This is a genomic window from Eikenella sp. Marseille-P7795 (assembly GCF_916618725.1).
GTDB lineage: Bacteria > Pseudomonadota > Gammaproteobacteria > Burkholderiales > Neisseriaceae > Eikenella > Eikenella longinqua.
This window is the reverse complement of sequence record NZ_CAKAJZ010000003.1, coordinates 105500-122361: the sequence shown is the minus strand read 5'-3', so window position 1 is coordinate 122361 and position 16862 is coordinate 105500. Positions and strand designations below refer to the sequence as shown.

Annotated in this window: 20 protein-coding genes and 1 pseudogene; 10 read left to right on the top strand and 11 right to left on the bottom strand. The window is 60.3% G+C overall.

The window, feature by feature from the left end; translation table 11 throughout:
• Window positions 1-5 precede the first annotated feature (5 nt).
• The 3 genes from ftsL to mraZ are packed head-to-tail and all read right to left on the bottom strand — an operon-like array spanning window position 6 to window position 1670.
• On the bottom strand, window positions 6-269 hold the full coding sequence (gene ftsL / locus LG371_RS06980) for a cell division protein FtsL (RefSeq protein ID WP_067590594.1): 264 nt from the start codon (window positions 267-269) through the stop codon (window positions 6-8).
• The gene (rsmH, locus tag LG371_RS06975) at window positions 262-1218 is read right to left on the bottom strand and encodes a 16S rRNA (cytosine(1402)-N(4))-methyltransferase RsmH (protein ID WP_067590590.1); all 957 of its coding nucleotides are present in this window, start codon (window positions 1216-1218) and stop codon (window positions 262-264) included. Before rsmH ends, ftsL begins: the two co-directional genes overlap by 8 nt.
• Entirely contained in the window at window positions 1215-1670 is a 456-nt protein-coding gene (mraZ, locus tag LG371_RS06970; protein ID WP_067590587.1) for a division/cell wall cluster transcriptional repressor MraZ, read from the bottom strand. Before mraZ ends, rsmH begins: the two co-directional genes overlap by 4 nt.
• A gap of 258 nt (window positions 1671-1928) precedes the next feature.
• Between mraZ and LG371_RS06965 the strand changes: the two genes are divergently transcribed.
• The gene (locus LG371_RS06965; protein WP_225748121.1) at window positions 1929-3077 is read left to right on the top strand and encodes a class I SAM-dependent methyltransferase; all 1149 of its coding nucleotides are present in this window, start codon (window positions 1929-1931) and stop codon (window positions 3075-3077) included.
• Window positions 3078-3322: 245 nt separating this feature from the next.
• On the opposite strand, the gene LG371_RS06960 is transcribed toward LG371_RS06965, so the two are convergent.
• Complete coding sequence (locus LG371_RS06960; protein ID WP_067590583.1) at window positions 3323-3760, bottom strand: GNAT family N-acetyltransferase; 438 nt, start codon at window positions 3758-3760, stop codon at window positions 3323-3325.
• Window positions 3761-3937: 177 nt separating this feature from the next.
• Window positions 3938-4939 carry an ADP-glyceromanno-heptose 6-epimerase gene (gene rfaD, locus LG371_RS06955; RefSeq protein WP_067590580.1) on the bottom strand — a complete coding sequence of 334 codons (1002 nt, stop codon included), beginning with the start codon at window positions 4937-4939 and terminating at the stop codon, window positions 3938-3940.
• Window positions 4940-5066: 127 nt separating this feature from the next.
• Here rfaD and hslO point away from each other — a divergent pair, with 127 nt between their 5' ends.
• The 4 genes from hslO (at window position 5067) to LG371_RS12260 (ending at window position 7712) form a co-directional block, all read left to right on the top strand.
• Window positions 5067-5957, top strand: coding sequence for an Hsp33 family molecular chaperone HslO (gene hslO / locus LG371_RS06950; protein WP_067590578.1), 891 nt, complete (start codon window positions 5067-5069; stop codon window positions 5955-5957).
• A gap of 135 nt (window positions 5958-6092) precedes the next feature.
• Window positions 6093-7028, top strand: coding sequence for a dihydroorotate oxidase (locus LG371_RS06945; protein ID WP_067590576.1), 936 nt, complete (start codon window positions 6093-6095; stop codon window positions 7026-7028).
• A 122-nt stretch (window positions 7029-7150) separates the two neighbouring features.
• Window positions 7151-7477 (top strand): hypothetical protein, encoded by a 327-nt coding sequence (locus LG371_RS06940; protein WP_156503471.1) that lies wholly within the window; start codon window positions 7151-7153, stop codon window positions 7475-7477.
• A gap of 103 nt (window positions 7478-7580) precedes the next feature.
• Complete coding sequence (locus tag LG371_RS12260; protein WP_255593090.1) at window positions 7581-7712, top strand: hypothetical protein; 132 nt, start codon at window positions 7581-7583, stop codon at window positions 7710-7712.
• Between the two features lie 91 nt (window positions 7713-7803).
• On the opposite strand, the gene trpS is transcribed toward LG371_RS12260, so the two are convergent.
• The 3 genes from trpS to gshA form a co-directional block, all read right to left on the bottom strand.
• A complete protein-coding gene (gene trpS / locus LG371_RS06935) occupies window positions 7804-8811 on the bottom strand; it encodes a tryptophan--tRNA ligase (protein ID WP_225748120.1) in 1008 nt (335 codons plus the stop codon).
• 254 nt (window positions 8812-9065) lie between these two features.
• Window positions 9066-9368, bottom strand: a complete 303-nt coding sequence (locus tag LG371_RS06930) for a hypothetical protein (protein ID WP_225748119.1) — start codon at window positions 9366-9368, stop codon at window positions 9066-9068.
• A 275-nt stretch (window positions 9369-9643) separates the two neighbouring features.
• Window positions 9644-10987, bottom strand: coding sequence for a glutamate--cysteine ligase (gene gshA / locus LG371_RS06925; protein ID WP_225748118.1), 1344 nt, complete (start codon window positions 10985-10987; stop codon window positions 9644-9646).
• 98 nt (window positions 10988-11085) lie between these two features.
• On the opposite strand from gshA, the gene LG371_RS06920 reads away from it, so the two are divergent.
• The 5 genes and pseudogenes from LG371_RS06920 (at window position 11086) to LG371_RS06900 (ending at window position 14882) form a co-directional block, all read left to right on the top strand.
• The gene (locus LG371_RS06920) at window positions 11086-11667 is read left to right on the top strand and encodes a class I SAM-dependent methyltransferase (RefSeq protein ID WP_067590558.1); all 582 of its coding nucleotides are present in this window, start codon (window positions 11086-11088) and stop codon (window positions 11665-11667) included.
• Between the two features lie 36 nt (window positions 11668-11703).
• Complete coding sequence (locus LG371_RS06915) at window positions 11704-12144, top strand: hypothetical protein (RefSeq protein ID WP_067590555.1); 441 nt, start codon at window positions 11704-11706, stop codon at window positions 12142-12144.
• Between the two features lie 148 nt (window positions 12145-12292).
• Window positions 12293-12664, top strand: a complete 372-nt coding sequence (locus LG371_RS06910) for a SirB2 family protein (protein ID WP_067590551.1) — start codon at window positions 12293-12295, stop codon at window positions 12662-12664.
• Between the two features lie 123 nt (window positions 12665-12787).
• Entirely contained in the window at window positions 12788-13465 is a 678-nt protein-coding gene (locus tag LG371_RS06905) for a response regulator (protein WP_225748117.1), read from the top strand.
• Window positions 13466-13549: 84 nt separating this feature from the next.
• A pseudogene (locus LG371_RS06900) lies at window positions 13550-14882 on the top strand (ATP-binding protein).
• On the opposite strand, the gene LG371_RS12255 reads toward LG371_RS06900, so the two are convergent.
• From LG371_RS12255 to tsaE, 3 genes are all read right to left on the bottom strand, one after another.
• The gene (locus LG371_RS12255; RefSeq protein WP_255593089.1) at window positions 14879-15007 is read right to left on the bottom strand and encodes a hypothetical protein; all 129 of its coding nucleotides are present in this window, start codon (window positions 15005-15007) and stop codon (window positions 14879-14881) included. The pseudogene LG371_RS06900 and the gene LG371_RS12255 sit on opposite strands and share 4 nt — an antisense overlap.
• A 107-nt stretch (window positions 15008-15114) precedes the next feature.
• The gene (locus LG371_RS06895) at window positions 15115-16392 is read right to left on the bottom strand and encodes an N-acetylmuramoyl-L-alanine amidase (protein ID WP_225748116.1); all 1278 of its coding nucleotides are present in this window, start codon (window positions 16390-16392) and stop codon (window positions 15115-15117) included.
• Complete coding sequence (gene tsaE, locus LG371_RS06890) at window positions 16362-16841, bottom strand: tRNA (adenosine(37)-N6)-threonylcarbamoyltransferase complex ATPase subunit type 1 TsaE (RefSeq protein ID WP_067590540.1); 480 nt, start codon at window positions 16839-16841, stop codon at window positions 16362-16364. The genes LG371_RS06895 and tsaE overlap by 31 nt, the downstream gene beginning before the upstream one ends.
• Between the last annotated feature and the right edge of the window lie 21 nt (window positions 16842-16862).

Sequence of the window (16862 nt, the reverse complement as noted above, 5' to 3'; positions counted from 1 at the left end):
CCGCATCAATAGCTTAAGCGGACGATTTTGGTATTCTGCATGGTGGGCGCCTGCAACTGCTGCTTCTGCGCCACATCCTTGATAAAGTCGTGGTTGGCCAATTTGGCCTGCTGCCATTGCAGGCGGCGGTATTCTTCTTCCAAATCCGCCTGCCGCTGGTTTTCTTTTTCCAGCGCGATAAACGATTCGCGCGAGCTATCTTGCACCGACACTACCGCCAGCGCCGACAACAACACCAGCACAAACAGCAAAATATTCAGCTTATTCATCGGCAAACTCTCCCGCCGTCCGTTCGGCCACGCGCAACACGGCAGAGCGTGCGCGCGGATTGGCGGCCACTTCCGCCGCCGAAGCCTTTTGCGGCTTGCCGATTTCCGCCAGGGGCGGCATCTGCCGCTCGCTCTCGCGCACCATCACCCACTTGGGCAGCGGCGCCGGCCGGCTGTGGCGGCGGATAAACTGTTTCACAATCCTGTCTTCCAGCGAATGGAAGGCAATCACCGCCAAGCGCCCGCCGGTTTTCAGGTAGCCTGAAGCCTGCGGCAGCACGGCGGCTATTTCTTCAAGCTCACGGTTGATGAAGATCCGCACGGCCTGAAACGTCCGAGTCGCCGGGTCTTGCCCGCGCTCACGAGTACGGACGACTTGCGCCACGAGCTGCGCCAGCTGGCCGGTTGTAGCGATGGGGCGCTCCTGCCGCTGCTGCACAATCGCACGCGCAATCTGGCTGTTAAACCGCTCTTCACCATAATCTCTGATTACCTCGCGAATCTCTTTTTCGTCGGCTTCGGCCAGCCACTGCGCGGCGGTTTGGCCGCGTGTAGTGTCCATGCGCATATCCAGCGGCGCATCGTGGCGGAAGCTGAAGCCGCGTTCGGCGTTGTCGATTTGCGGCGAAGACACGCCCAAATCAAACAGCGCGCCGTCCACCGCTTCGATGCCCAGCTCTTGTAAGGCTACCTGAAAACCGGCAAAGCCCCCGTGCACTACGTGCACGCGCTTGTCGGTTTCCGCCAGCTGCCGCGCCACGGCCACCGCCTGCGGGTCTTTATCGAACACCACCAGCCGGCCGTGTTCGCCCAGCTTCGACAAAATCAGGCGGGAATGCCCGCCCCGGCCGAAAGTGCCGTCCACATAAATGCCGTTCGGTTTCACCGCCAAGGCGTCCACCGCCTCGTGCAGCAGCACGGTTACGTGCCCCCATTCCTGCTGGCTCATAAGCGGAACCCGGCCTTATCCAGCTGCGCGGCCAATTCGTCCGGATCCATATCCAGCACCGCATTCATATTGGCTTCCCACTGCTCGCGGTTCCACAATTCCAAGCGGTCAGCGCGGCCCACCAGCGTTACTTCCTTATCAAACTGCACGCGGCGGCGCAGGCTCGGCGGCAGCAGGATGCGGCCGGAAGCATCCAAATCCAGCGTTTCGGCGTGGTTCAGCATCAAATCGCGGAACATTCTGGCCGCCGGATTGCCCGACACATTCATCGCCTGCAAGTTTTCCGCCGTTTTCTGCCACTCCGCCTCCGGATACATCACCAAATGCGTGCGCGCCTCCACGGTTACCACCAAAGACGGCGTGTAGTGGCACGCAAGCAGATCGCGGAACTTGGCCGGAATCGCCAAGCGCCCCTTGCTGTCAATGCTCAATTCATGTACGCCGCCAAACACTTTGCCCCACCTTCGGTTGATTTCCGGAATTGTAAAGGCACTTTGCCCCACAATTTCCCACGAAACGACACTATACGCAAAGCCGCCCCCACGGTCAATTGCCAATGCGGCAAAAATGCAGGATTAACAAACTGTTTTTACATAAAATAGTTTGCCCCGCCCGCCCCGCTGCCGATTTTATTGCCGCCCGTTATTTCGCCTCACGGCAGCAAACCTTTATAATCCCGAATGTTTTCCGATTTTTCATGTAATTGCTCTATGAACCGCCCTGCCCTGCCCGAGCCTTCCGCCGAAGAAAGCGCCTCCTCCCGCGCCCTGTGTGGCTTGATACAACAACACATCCGCGAGCGCGGCGGCTTCCTGCCCTTTGCCGACTTCATGCAGCTCGCCCTCTACCAGCCGCAATACGGCTACTACACCGGCGGCGCGCACAAAATCGGCGCCGGCGGCGACTTCATCACCGCCCCCGCGCTCACCCCCCTGTTTGGGCAAACCCTCGCCACGCAGCTTTTGCCCCTGCTGCCGCAAACCGCCGGCAACGTGTATGAATTCGGCGCCGGCACCGGCGAGCTCGCCGCCCAGCTGATTAGCGAACTTTCAGGTAGCCTCAAGCACTACCACATCATCGAAGTCTCCCCCGATTTGGCCGAGCGCCAACGCCGCCACCTCGCCGCCACCGTACCGCAATATCTGCACAAAATCAGCTGGCTGGCCGAGCTGCCCGCCGAGCTCGACGGCATCGTGATCGGCAACGAAGTGCTCGACGCCATGCCCTGCGACATCGTGCGCCGCGAACACGGGCAATGGCGGCTGATGGGCGTGAGCCTAAACGAAGCCGGGCAATTCCAATGGCAGAGTACCCCCCCGCCCGCCGAGCTTGCCGCCGAAGCCCAAGCCCTCCTGCCCGACATCGACGGCTACACCAGCGAGCTGCACCTGCGCCAGCAAGCCTTCGTGCGCACCCTCGCCCAGCGGCTCGCGCGCGGCGCCCTGCTCTTTATCGACTACGGTTTCGACGCTGCCCAGTATTACCACCCCCAGCGCAGCGGCGGCACTCTCATCGGCCACTACCGCCACCACACCGTGCACAACCCCTTCGAGCGCGTCGGCCTCACCGACCTCACCTGCCATGTGAACTTCACCGCCCTCACCGAAGCCGCCGTGCAGGCCGGGCTCGACCTCATCGGCTACGCCACCCAAGCCGCCTTCCTGCTCAACCTCGGCCTCACCGAACGCCTGGCCGCGCAGGGCAGCCCCGAAAGCGAAGCCTACATCCGCGCCGCCGCCTGCCAAACCCTGCTCGCCCCGCAGGAAATGGGCGAGCTGTTTAAAGCCATCGCCTTCGGCCGCCGCATCGACCCCGACTGGCAAGGCTTCGCCCTCGGCGATTTGTGCCACAAACTCTAGCCGCCGCTTGAGCCGCCTTGCAGCCGGTGTTTCAACCCCGTTGAAGCTCACGCTTTCAGGTAGCCACCCTGTCTCCGCCAACAGCAAAACGCTTGCAGAACCTTATCCTGCAAGCGTTTTATAGTGGATTAAATTTGCCGAAACCCGCCAATCCAACCCAAGGCGGCCTAAAATCCTGCGCCGAAAAATTTTCAGGTAGCCTCTGAGCGCTTAGAGGCTACCTGAAAACCTATAATCCGGCGTGTTTACACATCCAGCCGGTAGAAGTTGAAATCCTCAATCCGGTGGAAGCCGGTTTTCGGATAGAACGCGTTGCCCGGGGCGTTGGTTTTGGCGGTGTCCAGAATCACGCCGGCGGCGCCAGTATCCTGCGCCAGGCGTTTGGCTTCGGCAATCAGCTTGGCGCCGCAGCCGTGGTTGCGGCATTCGGGGCGCACAAACAAATCGTTCAGCATCCACAAGGGCTTGAGCGCCAGCGAATCAAACAGCGGGTAGAGCTGCATAAAGCCCACCGCCTGCCCGCTTTCTTCGCACAGGTAGAGCCGCGAATCGCCGTTTTCCAGCCGCTGCCGGAGGAAGGCGCGGGCTTTTTCGGGCTGCGATTCCACTTGGTAAAACACCAGATAGGCGGCAAACAGCTCGGTTAAGGCATCCAAATCCTGCAAAGTGGCGGCACGAATCATTGCTTTCTCCTTTCGGTAGTGAGTTTTGGCCGATAATGGCGAGTTTGATGATATACTTAACAAGGGCGGCAAACCAGCAGATAAATCAAGGATTGCTGGCTTGGAATTGCGGTTGGCGCTTTCAGGTAGCCTTTGCTTGCGAAAAGGCTACCTGAAAATTTTTGCCTGTGCCGCACCTTAATCCTGCTCGGCCAGCCAATCCACATAGCGGCGCACGCCGGCGGCCACGTCGTCGAAATCTTCGGCATAGCCGGCTTCGCGCAGGGCGCCGATGTCGGCCTGGGTGAAGCTTTGGTATTTGCCTTTGAGCGCCTCGGGGAAGTCGCTATACACAATCAGCCCTTGCGCCACCAATTCTTCCAGCGGCAGCTCGGGCTTGCCTTCGCGGGCGCGGCAGGCGTTAACGGTGGCGGCGGCGAGCTCGTTGAAGGTTTGGCTGCGGCCGGTGCCGCAATTGAAGATGCCGGAGATGTCGGGGTGGTCGTAGAAGAAAAGGTTCACTTTGGCCACGTCTTCCACGCTGATGAAGTCGCGGCTTTGCGCGCCGGCGGGGTAGCCGTCGTAGCTGCCGAAAAGGGTAACGCGGCCGTGCTCGCGGTATTCGTGGAAATGGTGGAAGGCCACGGAGGCCATGCGGCCTTTGTGCTGTTCCTGCCGGCCATACACGTTGAAATAGCGCAGGGCGACCACTTGGCTGTGCAGCCCCTGCGCCATGCGGCGGCGCAATACTTGGTCGAACAGGAATTTGGAATAGCCGTACACATTGAGCGGGGCTTCGAGCTCGCGCTGTTCGCGGAAGGTTTGGCCTTTGCCATATACGGCGGCGGAGGAGGCGTGGATGAGGCGGATGCGTTCGTCTTGGCACCAGTCGAGCAGGTCGAGCGTGTATTGGTAGTTGTTGTCCATCATATACACGCCGTCGTGGCACATGGTGTCGGAGCAGGCGCCCTGGTGGAAGATGGCTTCGATGTCGTCGCCGTTGATTTGGTGGGCGCGCACTTGGCGGATGAATTCGTGTTTGTCGAGATAATGGGCGATGTCGGCATGTACGAGGTTGCGGAATTTGTCGGCGCGGCTGAGGTTGTCCACCGCGATGATGTCGCTGATGCCGCGCCGGTTGAGCGCGTGCACAATGTTGCTGCCGATGAAGCCGGCGGCGCCGGTAACGATGATGGTCATGCGTATCTCCTGTTCAATCCAGTATCGGCGCGTATTCTAACCGATTTCAGGCTACCTGAAACTTGATATTCCGCCACCCGCAGCCATATTGCAGCCCAAGCTCAATTCATAACGATAAGGAAAACCCATGACCACCCATCCCGCCGCCGACCTGCGCACCCGCTTTATTTTCGACGACCAGCCCGTGCGCGGCCTGCACGTGCACCTGCAACACGTATGGCAACACATCGTGCAGCGCAAACACTACCCCGCCGTTATCCAAAGCGCACTGGGCGAGCTGCTGGCCGCCGGCGCCCTGCTCTCCAGCAACCTCAAGCTGCCTGGCAAACTCATCTTGCAAATCCAAGGCCAGGGCGACCTCAAAATGCTGGTGGCCGAAACCGACTCCAACCACAGCTGCCGCGCCACCGCCCGCTGGAACGAACAAGCCCGGCTCGACGACGGCCGCAGCCTCACCGAGCTGCTCGGCGAAAACGCCATTTTCGGCATCACCCTCCAGCCCAACGAAGGCGAGCCCTGGCAAGGCATCGTGCCCCTCGAAGGCAGCAGCATCGCCGCCATGCTCACCGCCTACATGCGCCGCTCCGAACAGCTCGACACCCACATCACCCTCGCCGCCTCCGAGCACGCCGTGGGCGGGCTGCTGCTGCAAAGGCTACCTGAAAAACAAATCGACGCCGACGCCTGGGCACACTACACCACCCTCGCCGACACCCTCACCGCCCAAGAGCTGCTCAGCCTAGACGCCCAGCACCTGCTCTACCGCCTCTTCCACGAAACCCCGCCGCGCGTGTTCGAGCCCGAAGCCCTCGAATTCGCCTGCACCTGCTCGCGCGGCAAAGTGAGCGACATGCTCCTGCTCCTGGGCGGGCAGGAAGTGGGCGGCATCGTGGCCGAGCAAGGCAGCATCGCCATCGACTGCGACTTCTGCGGCGAAAAATACGTGTTCGACGACACCGACATCCAAGCCCTGTTCGGCATGGAAATCGAAGCCATGATCGGGCAGCAGCTGCAATAATATCCGTATGCTTTCCACAATCAAGGCTACCTGAAAACTGATTTTCAGGTAGCCTTTCCCTTGCACTGCCGCAAGCCAAGCCCCCGCCGTTCGGGTACAATACCGGGCGTTCCGCCACCAATTCAAGGAGACACCATGCCCAGCACCCAAACCCAAATCGCCGGTTTCCAATTCAACAACTGCCTGATGAACGCCGCCGGCGTGGCCTGCATGACCATTGCCGAGCTCGAAGAAGTGAAAAACTCCGCCGCCGGCAGCTTCGTCACCAAAACCGCCACCCTCGAGCCCCGCGCCGGCAACCCCGAGCCCCGCTACCGCGACGTGCCCCTGGGCAGCATCAACTCCATGGGCCTGCCCAACCAAGGCCTCGCCTACTACCTCAACTACCTGCTCGACCTGCAAAACCGCGAGCCCGAGCGCACCTTCTTCCTCTCCCTCGTCGGCATGTCGCCCGACGAAACCCACACCATCCTGCGCCAAGTGCAGGAAAGTGGCTTCACCGGCCTCACCGAGCTCAACCTCTCCTGCCCCAACGTGCCCGGCAAGCCCCAAATCGCCTACGATTTCGAAACCACGGAAAAACTCCTCGGCGAAGTATTTGCCTATTTCAGCAAGCCGCTGGGCGTGAAGCTGCCCCCCTATTTCGACATCGTCCACTTCGACCAGGCCGCCGCCATCTTCAACAAATTCCCCATCAAATTCGTCAACTGCGTCAATTCCATCGGCAACGGCCTCTATGTGGAAGACGAAACCGTGGCCATCCGCCCCAAAAACGGCTTCGGCGGCATCGGCGGCGAATACATCAAGCCCACCGCGCTGGCCAACGTGCACGCCTTCTACCAGCGGCTCAACCCCGCCATCCAAATCATCGGCACCGGCGGCGTGCTCACCGGCCGCGACGCCTTCGAACACATCCTCTGCGGCGCCAGCATGGTGCAAGTGGGCACCACCCTGCACAAAGAAGGCGTGTCCGCCTTCGCCCGCATCACCGAAGAGCTGCAAGCCATCATGGCCGAAAAAGGCTACGAAACCCTAGAAGACTTCCGCGGCAAATTGAAATACCTCGGCTAAGCCCAAGCCGCCGTTGCAACGACAAAAGGCTACCTGAAAACATCAACTCACATTTTCAGGTAGCCTTTGTATACCCCGGCTCAAACATTCATGCCCAATATTTACCGCAAGGCATTAATACTATGGTTTTCCTACAAGACTTAGTTGCCCAATCTGCCGAATTCTATTCAGCAAAACAACGGTTGGATAGATTGCTGACTCATTGCCATAGCAAGATTAAAGAATTAATCCAATCCATGCAGCAGGCAGATTTTGAAGATGCCGGCGAAATATTTACAGAATTATTTGCCATACAGCAGGCCTTGTCCGCCGCCAAGCACAAATACCTGCCCGATTTGGAGCTAAGCAGCTTCTTGAACGATTTCCTCTACTTTTTTGACAGGCAGGACGAATACAACAAGCGGTATTTGTATACCCATTTCCAACAATCCAATGATTTACCAGATTAATTTGCCTATTCCCCTATTTACCAACAGGCTACCTGAAACTTCAAATCCTTCGTAGGGGCGGATTTTATATCCGCCCTTTTCGCTTGTTTCCAACGGCGTGGGCATGCCGATATTCGCGGTGCGGGCGGATGTGAAATCCGCCCCTGTGGCGTGGCAGCGTGCTGCCGAAACCATTACGGCAAACCGTATGCGCATTCCGCACGCCCTGCCCTTTCCGCAACAAAAGGCTACCTGAAAACGATGTCTTGGCGCAGCCAAGGCTGAGTTTCTGCGAAGCTAAAATTTCAGGTAGCCTTTTTGCGTGTTGCACCAAACAATTATGCGGCTTAGCGCAATGTGCGGATGCCCACGGCGTCGCGCACTTGGTCGAGCAGCTCGCGGGCCTGTTTGCGGGCTTTGGCGGCGCCGGCTTGCAGGATGTCTTCGATTTGCGCGGGGCGGGCTGTGAGCTCGTGGAAGCGTTCGCGTTTGGGGGCGAGCTCGGCGTTGAGCTTGGCGCCGAGCAGTTTTTTGGCTTCGCCCCAGGCCAGGCCGTCGGCGAGCATTTGGGTGAATTCGGCGGTTTCGGCGGGGGTGGCGAAGGCTTTGTAGATGTCGAACAGGGGGCTTTCGTCGGGGCTTTTGGGCTCGCCGGGCTCTTTGAGGTTGGTGATGATTTTGTTCACGGCTTTTTGCAGCTTTTTCTCGCTTTCAAACAGGGGGATGGTGTTGCCGTAGCTTTTGCTCATCTTGCGCCCGTCGAGGCCGACGAGGAGTTCGACGTTGTCGTCTACTTTGGCTTCGGGCAGCACAAACAGTTCTTTGAAGCGGTGGTTGAAGCGCTGGGCGATGTCGCGGGTCATTTCCACGTGTTGGATTTGGTCGCGCCCCACGGGCACCTCGTGGGCGTTGAACATGAGGATGTCAGCGCTCATAAGGATGGGGTAGCTGTAGAGGCCCATTTCCACGCCATGGTCTTGGTCGGTTTGGCCGGCGTCGAGGTTGGCCTGCACGGCGGCTTTGTAGGCGTGGGCGCGGTTCATCAGGCCTTTGGCGGTGATGCAGGTGAGTATCCAGTTGAGCTCGGGCACTTCGGGGATGTCGCTTTGGCGGTAGAAGGTGGTGCGCTCGGGGTCGAGGCCGCAGGCGAGCCAGGTGGCGGCCACGGCTTGGGTGGAGGCGTGGATGACTTCGGGGTCGTGGCATTTGATGATGCCGTGGTAGTCGGCGAGGAAGAGGAAGGATTCGGCGTCTGGGTTGGCGGCGGCGGCAATGGCGGGGCGGATGGCGCCGACGTAGTTGCCGAGGTGGGGGATGCCGGTGGTGGTAACGCCGGTAAGGACTCGTTTTTTCATGGGGAGCTTTCGTGTGGTTTGCGGGGATGGGGCCGCGGTGCGGGGCGGCGGAAAGTGGGGATTATAGTGCAAGGGAGGGTAGCGGTCATGCCTGCTGCGGGGTGGCGGAGAAATTTTTTAGCTTCGCAGAAACTTGGCTGCGCTATGTTTTCAGGTAGCCTTTGTTTGGGGAAAGGCTACCTGAAAATTAGAATGATGGTGTAGGCAACCCGTTGCCTACACTACCCGTCTTCACTTTCTTATATATATCAGCATTATGCCGTAATCCACTTTTGCGAGAGGGGCGCATAAATTTTTGCATTTTTATTAAATGTATCGTATTCGGTAATCAGTTGCTTAAATGCCGATATTTCTTCAAAAAATACATCTTTGCCAACTGAAAAACCCGATATACACAATTCATCCGACGATAACCGCGCAAGTTCTAACGAACGCTGAATGGCCTGAAGGAAGATTGGAATATTCTCCTCAGTCTGTAAATAATCCTTCAGCGAAACTAGGATACCGACAACCCAATGAGGCAACAATTCTTCAATTTCTGCTCGTAACGCCACCATTTTATCGGGATGTTTTTCAGTTCCTCCAACAGAATGGCAGCAAAGACTTCGCCTGTTGCATTGTGTATCCAGAAATATTTTTCTTTGTATGCAATTGCCATTGTTCCCATTAGCCCCTAGTCTTCGGTATCTTTCCTTCATGTATTAATATTAAAAAAGGCTACCTGAAATTTCAGCTTCGCAGAAACTCTACTGCGCTGTGTTTTAACTGCGTTGAAGCTTCGTTTTAACTTCGCTGAAGCTGGCGCTTTCAGGTAGCCCTCCATTCCATCACATCAACCCTGCTCCAACTCAATCGAAGCCGCCAAGAGCGAGAGCCGCGCCATCACGCCGTACACATACAGCCGGTTGTTGGCGCAGTCGCAGCCCTGGTTGTAGTCGGGCAGGCCGAGCGTTTGCCACTGCTCGAACACACGCTTGCTGCCGGCGAGGTATTCCGGGTCTTCGCCGCTGCTGTCGGTTTGCGGCATATTGCGGCTCAGGGGCACGAAGCGCATGCCGCTGGCGTTGAGGTTTTCATCCGTGCCCCTCCCTTCGTGCACGCGGAAGAAGCCGCCCACCACGAAGCGGTCGATCATATACACCACCGGCTCGGCCACGGCGCCGTTGAGCGTTTCGTAGGTGTAAATCCCTTCCTGCACAATCACTTCGCTTACCGCCAAGCCTTCCTTCACGGTGGCCATTTTGTTGCGGTTTTTGCGGTTGAGCGCGCGCACTTCGTCGGCGGATTTCACGCTCATCACGCCCATGCCGTAGGTGCCGGCGTCGGCTTTCACAATCACGAAGGGCTGGTCGGTGATGCCTTTTTCGTTGTACTTGGCCTGCGTTTTGGCCAGCACGCGCTCCACGGCGGCGGCCAGCGCATCTTCGCCTTCGCGCTCGTGGAAGTTCAGGCCGGACACTTTTTCAAAATAGGGGTTGATCTGCCATTCGTCCACGCCGATCAGCGCGGCAAATTCGGCGGCCACTTGGTTATAGGCGGCGAAGTGGGCGGTTTTGCGACGGGTGGTCCAGCCGCCGTGCAGGGGCGGCAGCACGGTGTGGCGGATGCCCTGCAAAATTTCGGGCACGCCGCCGGAGAGGTCGTTGTTCAGCAGCACGAGGCAGGGAGAGAAGCCGTCGGCCAGGTGCACGCGCTCGCGGGTGCGTTGCAGGGGCTCGAGCAAAATGGTGTGCCCCAGTGCGGTTTGAAACTCGGTGGGCGCGGTGATTTCGGGGTTGAGGCTGCCCAAGCGCACGGCAAAACCGGCCTGGCGCAGGATATTGCTCAGCGCATACACGTTTTCCAGATAGAAGGTGTTGCGCGTATGGTTTTCCGGCACAATCAGCACGGATTTGGCCGATTCGCAATAGCGCTCCACCGCGTCGGTGGCGACAGCGGCGGCCAGCGGGCTGAACTGCGGGTTGAGGTTGTTGAAGCCGCCGGGGAAGAGGTTCATGTCGATGGAAGCCATTTTGTAGCCGCTGTTGCGGATGTCCACCGAGCCGTAAAACGGCGGTTTGTGCCGCTTCCACTGGCTGCGGAACCAGGCTTCGATTTCGGCTTGCTTTTGCAGGATGAGTGTTTCAAAATCCCGCAGATATTGCGCGTATTGCGGGGAAATGGCCGGAATGCCCATGCTGATTATCCTTTCAAACGGTGCGTGCAGACGGCAGGCATTATACTCCAAGCCCGCGCCGCAATCGGCAATCCCCTTATATCCCGCAAGGCTATCCCATGCTCGACAACATCCTCCCCTTCGCCCACCGCCTGCTCGCCCAAGCCACGCCCGAGGGCGGCACCGCCATCGACGCCACCGCCGGCAACGGCCACGACACGCTGTTTCTGGCGCAATGCGTGGGCGCGCGCGGCCGCGTGTATGCTTTCGACATCCAGCCGCAAGCCCTCGCCGCCACGCAAACCCGTTTGCAGGAAGCCGGAGAGGAGCAGCAGGTGCGCCTGATTGCCGACAGCCATGCCCGGCTGGCGCACTATGTGCACGAGCTCGCGCACAGCATTGTGTTCAACTGCGGCTACCTGCCCGGCGGCAACAAATCGCTCACCACCGAAACCGGCAGCACCCTCGCCGCGCTCGGCCAAGCCGTGCGGCTGCTACGCCCCGGTGGGCTGCTGGCCGCCGTGCTCTACCCCGGCCACGCCGCCGGCGCGCTCGAAGCCGAAGCCGTATCCGCCTGGGCGGCCGAACTGCCGCAGCAGCAGTTTGCCGTATTGCGCTACGGCTTCCTCAACCGCCGCAACCGCCCGCCCTATCTGCTGGCCATCGAAAAACACGCCGCAGCCGCAGCAAAGGCTACCTGAAATCTGAAACGGCAACTTCATCCAAGCTCAAAACCTATGTCTAAAAAACGAAAACGCCAATCCGCCCCCGAATTTCCGCCCGCCCTCTTCCCTTATATCCAACAAGCCAGCGATGACACCCTGCGCCGCATCAGCCGCTTCGACTACGGCATGGAAGCAGAGCGCCACTTCAATGCCCTGCACCAAATCGTGCACGAGCAAAACGGCTACGTGAGCTTGGGTTTAGATCAAGCCTTCTACCCCGGCGACGTGATCGAACTGGCCGCCTTCGACCCGCAAGACGCTTTCGCCTACACAGTTTGCCACCTCATCATGATACAGAGCGAGCTGGCCGAAACCTGCCGCTTCACCCTCTCGCCCTACTGGAAACGCTACCGCACAGGCGAACGCGAAGCCCTGCCGCCCACCATGCAGGCCCAGCTCGACGCCGCCTACCGCCTCGCCGACGAACGCGGCTGCCTTGACCACGATTGGTAATGCCGAAAAGGCTACCTGAAAATACCCGCCATATTTTCAGGTAGCCTTCCCCATTTCACCCCAAAGGGCTATTGGCTGTTCTCATACTTTCAGGTAGCCTTCCGCCTGCCAACTAAAACACCCACACACAAACACCACCGGAGCCGCCATGTACCCCATCGTCAAACACAGCCACCTGCTGTTCGTGATCATCACCGTTATCCTGTTCAACCTCCGCTTCTGGCTGCGCACCGCCCGCCCGCAGCGCCCCGTGCCCAAAGTGCTTCGCTTCCTGCCGCACATCAACGACACCCTGCTGCTCTTCACCGGCATGATGTTGATCGCCCTCACCCGCTACACCCCCTTCGGCAACGCCAACTGGCTCGGCGTGAAGCTGATTTTAGTGGTGGTGTATATTTTTCTCGGCATGTTCTGCCTCAAAAGCCCGCCGCGCTCCGGCAAATGGTGGCTCGGCTACGCCCTCTCGATGGCCTGCCTCGGCCTCATCTACTGGCTCGCCACCTACAAACCCCTGTTTTAACGCCCACCCGATTCAGCCAACAGGCTACCTGAAAAATCCAGCCGCCCTATTTTCAGGTAGCCTAATTTTCAGCTAATTCACCCCTGCTATACTGCCGCCATCTTTTTCAGGTAGCCTCCCACCATGCGCCTCCTCCTCATCGAAGACGACACCATGATCGCCGAAGCCGTAGCCGGCAGCCTCCGCGACAGCGGCCACGCCGTCGATTGGCTCGACAACGGCCACAGCGCCACCGCCGCCCTCAAAAGCCAAAGCTACGACCTCATCCTGCTCGACCTCGGCCTGCCCGGCCAAGACGGCCTCAGCGTATTGCAGCAACTGCGCGGCAGCGGCAACCCCACCCCCGTGCTCATCCTCACCGCCCGCGACGACCTCCACAGCCGCCTATCCGGCCTCGACGGCGGCGCCGACGACTACCTAGTGAAACCCTTCGACATGGCCGAGCTGCAAGCCCGCATCCGCGCCATCCTGCGCCGCTACCACCGCCAGGCCAACCCTGCCCCCGGCAACGGCGCCCTCACCCTCCATCCCGCCGCCCACCAAGTGCACATCGCCGGCCAAAGCGAGCCCGTCATCCTCAGCAACAAAGAATTCGCCATCCTCGAAGCCCTGCTCCAACGCCCCGGCACCATCCTCTCCCGCAGCAGCCTCGAAGACAAAATCTACGGCTGGGGCGAAGAAGTGGAAAGCAACGCCATCGACTACCTCATCCACGCCCTGCGCAAAAAAATCGGCAAAGAACACATCAAAAACATTCGCGGCGTCGGCTGGATGGTGCCCAAAGAGCCCCAGCCCGACTAAACCCGCAAACCCCCCATCAGGCTACCTGAAACCCGCAAGCCGCCCAAAATCAGCATATTAAAAGTTTCAAAACACCCAAACCCCATGAAGCTCCCCCTCCCCTTCCGCCACTCCCTCCAGCTGCGCCTCGCCGCCGCCCTCAGCAGCGCCCTGCTGCTCGCCGCCCTCATCGCCGGCGGCTTCTCCTTCTACGACAGCTACCGCAGCACCCACAAGCTCCAAGACGACCTCCTGCGCCAAATCGCCGCCCACATCGACCCCCAAAGGCTACCTGAAAACACCGAAAGCCAGCGCGATGCCCACATCCGCATCCAAACCCCCGCCGGCGAGCAAGCCCGCGCGCATCATCAAGACAAAGACGACGAACACATCACCCTCCCCCCCAACCTCCCCGAAGGCCTCCACACCTTCCAAGAGCCCGGCGACAGCGACACCTACCGCGCCTACATCCGCCACACCCCCAAGGCCCCATCGCCGTCTTGCAAGAAAACGAATTCCGCGAAGACATGGCCGAACACGCCGCCTGGAGCAGCGCCTGCCCCTGCTCCTGCTCGCCCCCTCTCCATCCTCCCACCATCCTCATCGTCCAGCGCACCATGCAACCCGTGCGCCGCCTCTCCAAAGCCTCGACACCCGCCCCAGCGCCGACCTCACCCCCCTGCCCGAAGCCGGCCAGCCCCACGAAATCCGCGGCTTCATCCGCGCCATCAACCACCTGCTCGCCCGCACCGAAGCCGCCATGCAGCAGCAGCAACGCTTCATCGCCGATGCCGCCCACGAACTACGCAGCCCCATGACCGCCCTCTCCTGCAAGCCGAACGCCTCGCCGCCCAGCCCCTGCCCGAGCCCGCCGCCGGCCAGCTCGCCACCCTCCTGCAAGGCATCCGCCGCAACCGCCATCTGCTTGAGCAGCTCCTCTCCCTCACCCGCGCCCAAGCCCCCGAAGCCCAGCGCCCCAAAGCCCGCCTCAGCAGCCAAGCCCTCTTCCGCAGCGTGATTGAAGACCTCCACCCTCGCCGAAGCCAAACAGCAAGACCTCGGCGTAGCCAGCCCCGCCGACCCCATCTTCCACGCCAACCAAGCCGAGCTCTACACCCTCGTCAAAACCCTCACCGACAACGCCATCCGCTACACCCCCGCCGGCAGCCAAATCGACCTCTCCGCCGCCGAAACCCCCGGCCACATCATCCTGCGCATCGAAGACAACGGCCCCGGCATCCCCCCCGCCGAACGCAGCCGCGTGTTCGACCCCTTCTACCGCATTCTCGGCAGCGGCCAAGAAGGCACCGGCCTCGGCCTCTCCATCGCCCGCACCATCGCCGAACGCCACGGCGGCCACATCGAGCTTTCCAACAGCCCCCGCTTCCCCAGCGGCCTGCTCGTCAGCGTTTACCTCAGCAAAAGCCATCTCGGCTAACCGTCTTTAATCACCAGCAAAATTTTCAGGTAGCCTTCCATCCAACAAAGACTACCTGAAAGCGCCAGCTTCAGCGAAGCTAAAACACCGGCTTCCACGAAGCGAAAACCACCCGCCCCAACCATCCAAACCAGCCTGCCCGCCGCTACCGCCGAAGCACAAAAAGGCTACCTGAAAATGTTCCCACACATTTTCAGGTAGCCTTTTAATTTGACACAAAATACCGCTGCCGCTAACGCCGCACCACCACCGCCGTGGCCAAATAGCGTTGCGCGCCAGCAGTAATCGCGCGGGCGGCTTTTTGGCGGAACTGGCTGCTGGCCAGCATCCGCTCCTCGGTGGGGTTGGAGATGAAGGCCGTTTCCACCAAAATCGAAGGAATATCCGGCGCTTTGAGCACGGCAAAACCGGCCTGGTCCACATGGCCTTTGTGCAGGCGGTTGATTTTGCCCATTTCATCCAGCACCGATTTGCCCAAGCGCAGGCTGTCGTTGATGGTGGCGGTTTGCACCAGGTCAAACAAGGTATGGTCCACCTGCCGGTTGCCGCTCACGCGGATGCCGCCGATTTGGTCGGAAGCGTTTTGCGACTGCGCCAGCCAGCGGGCGGCGGCACTGGTAGCGCGGCCGCGGCTGAGGGCATACACGCCGGTGCCGCGCGGCTGCGGCGTGGTGAAGGCATCGGCATGAATCGAAATGAAAATATCGGCCTTGCGGCTGCGCGCCTTGGCCACGCGCACGCCCAGCGGGATAAACACGTCTTCGTTGCGCGTCATGTATACCTGGTAGCCGAGCCGTTCCATTTCGCGCTTGGCCTCGCGTGCAATGGAAAGCACCACGTCTTTCTCGCGCAGGCCGCTGGGGCCGACCGCGCCGGAATCTTCGCCGCCGTGGCCGGGGTCGAGCATCACCACCAGCCTGCGGTTGCCGCGCCGCGTGTTGGCGGCATGGTTCTGCACCGGCGGCACGCTGGTTTGCGCCTGCGCGGTGGCGGTGCCGTCTTGGCGGATGCGGCCGTTGGTGTAGTCTTGCAGGAGCGCCATCAGCGGGTCGTTGGCTTCCTGCGCTAGCGCCACGGCCTGCGTGGGATAGAGGTCGATCACCAGGCGGTGTTTGAAATTGGCCACCGGCGCGAGTGCGAACACTTGCGGATTGACGGCGGTTTTCAAATCCATCACCACGCGGATGGTGTCGGGATTGAACTGCCCCACGCGGATACCGGCCACATACGGGTCGTTGCGGCTCAGCTTCTGCGGCAGGCTCTGCACCACACCGTCGAGGCTGGCGCCTTGGATGTCCACCACCAGGCGGCGCGGGTTATCCAGCAGAAAGTATTTGTGTTGCAGCGGGCGGGTGGATTCGAGCGTGGCGCGGGTGTAGGAGGAGGCCGGCCACATGCGCACGGCCACGAATTGTGGCGCGGCGTGTGCTTCGCCGGTGGGCGTGATGCTCAAGAGCAGCAGGCCGGCGGCGCTGTGGGTTAGGAAAGTTCGGCGGGTAAGTTTTGCCATAATGCGAGGAGTTGTTTGCCTTTTTCGGAAGCGGCGCTAAGGGTGCAGATGCGGCCACCGCCTTGCATTTGCAGGGCGATGGAGAGGTCGGCCTCGGGCACGAAGCCTGCGGCGCGCTGCGGCCATTCGATGAAGTGGACGGCGGGGGCGGCGAATAAATCGTCGAGCCCGGCGTCTTCCCATTCTTCGGGCGAGGCAAAGCGGTATAAATCGAAATGATGTACCGCCAGGCCGCCCGGCTCGTAGCTTTCCACAATGGCGTAGGTGGGGCTTTTCACCGCGCCGGTGTGCCCCAGGCGGCGCAGCACGGCACGCACCAGCGTGGTTTTGCCGGCGCCCAAATCGCCTTCGAGCCACAACACCAGCGGCGCGGCCAAATCGGGCGCAATGCGGGCGGCGAGGGCTTCGGTGGCGGATTCGCCGTTGAGGAAGAGGGAAAGCTTGTCCATTGCAGGATTATACCCTGAAAT

Coding starts and splice junctions, on each gene's coding strand:
- LG371_RS06930 (WP_225748119.1), bottom strand. CDS start 9,368: ATGGTGGCGTTACGAGCAGAAATTGAAGAATTGTTGCCTCATTGGGTT.
- LG371_RS06960 (WP_067590583.1), bottom strand. CDS start 3,760: ATGATTCGTGCCGCCACTTTGCAGGATTTGGATGCCTTAACCGAGCTG.
- rsmH (WP_067590590.1), bottom strand. CDS start 1,218: ATGAGCCAGCAGGAATGGGGGCACGTAACCGTGCTGCTGCACGAGGCG.
- trpS (WP_225748120.1), bottom strand. CDS start 8,811: ATGAAAAAACGAGTCCTTACCGGCGTTACCACCACCGGCATCCCCCAC.
- tsaE (WP_067590540.1), bottom strand. CDS start 16,841: ATGGACAAGCTTTCCCTCTTCCTCAACGGCGAATCCGCCACCGAAGCC.
- LG371_RS12255 (WP_255593089.1), bottom strand. CDS start 15,007: ATGGTTGGGGCGGGTGGTTTTCGCTTCGTGGAAGCCGGTGTTTTAGCT.
- LG371_RS06945 (WP_067590576.1), top strand. CDS start 6,093: ATGCCCAGCACCCAAACCCAAATCGCCGGTTTCCAATTCAACAACTGC.
- LG371_RS06905 (WP_225748117.1), top strand. CDS start 12,788: ATGCGCCTCCTCCTCATCGAAGACGACACCATGATCGCCGAAGCCGTA.
- ftsL (WP_067590594.1), bottom strand. CDS start 269: ATGAATAAGCTGAATATTTTGCTGTTTGTGCTGGTGTTGTTGTCGGCG.
- LG371_RS06915 (WP_067590555.1), top strand. CDS start 11,704: ATGTCTAAAAAACGAAAACGCCAATCCGCCCCCGAATTTCCGCCCGCC.
- hslO (WP_067590578.1), top strand. CDS start 5,067: ATGACCACCCATCCCGCCGCCGACCTGCGCACCCGCTTTATTTTCGAC.
- LG371_RS06965 (WP_225748121.1), top strand. CDS start 1,929: ATGAACCGCCCTGCCCTGCCCGAGCCTTCCGCCGAAGAAAGCGCCTCC.
- LG371_RS06920 (WP_067590558.1), top strand. CDS start 11,086: ATGCTCGACAACATCCTCCCCTTCGCCCACCGCCTGCTCGCCCAAGCC.
- LG371_RS06940 (WP_156503471.1), top strand. CDS start 7,151: ATGGTTTTCCTACAAGACTTAGTTGCCCAATCTGCCGAATTCTATTCA.
- LG371_RS12260 (WP_255593090.1), top strand. CDS start 7,581: ATGCCGATATTCGCGGTGCGGGCGGATGTGAAATCCGCCCCTGTGGCG.
- LG371_RS06895 (WP_225748116.1), bottom strand. CDS start 16,392: ATGGCAAAACTTACCCGCCGAACTTTCCTAACCCACAGCGCCGCCGGC.
- rfaD (WP_067590580.1), bottom strand. CDS start 4,939: ATGACCATCATCGTTACCGGCGCCGCCGGCTTCATCGGCAGCAACATT.
- LG371_RS06910 (WP_067590551.1), top strand. CDS start 12,293: ATGTACCCCATCGTCAAACACAGCCACCTGCTGTTCGTGATCATCACC.
- gshA (WP_225748118.1), bottom strand. CDS start 10,987: ATGGGCATTCCGGCCATTTCCCCGCAATACGCGCAATATCTGCGGGAT.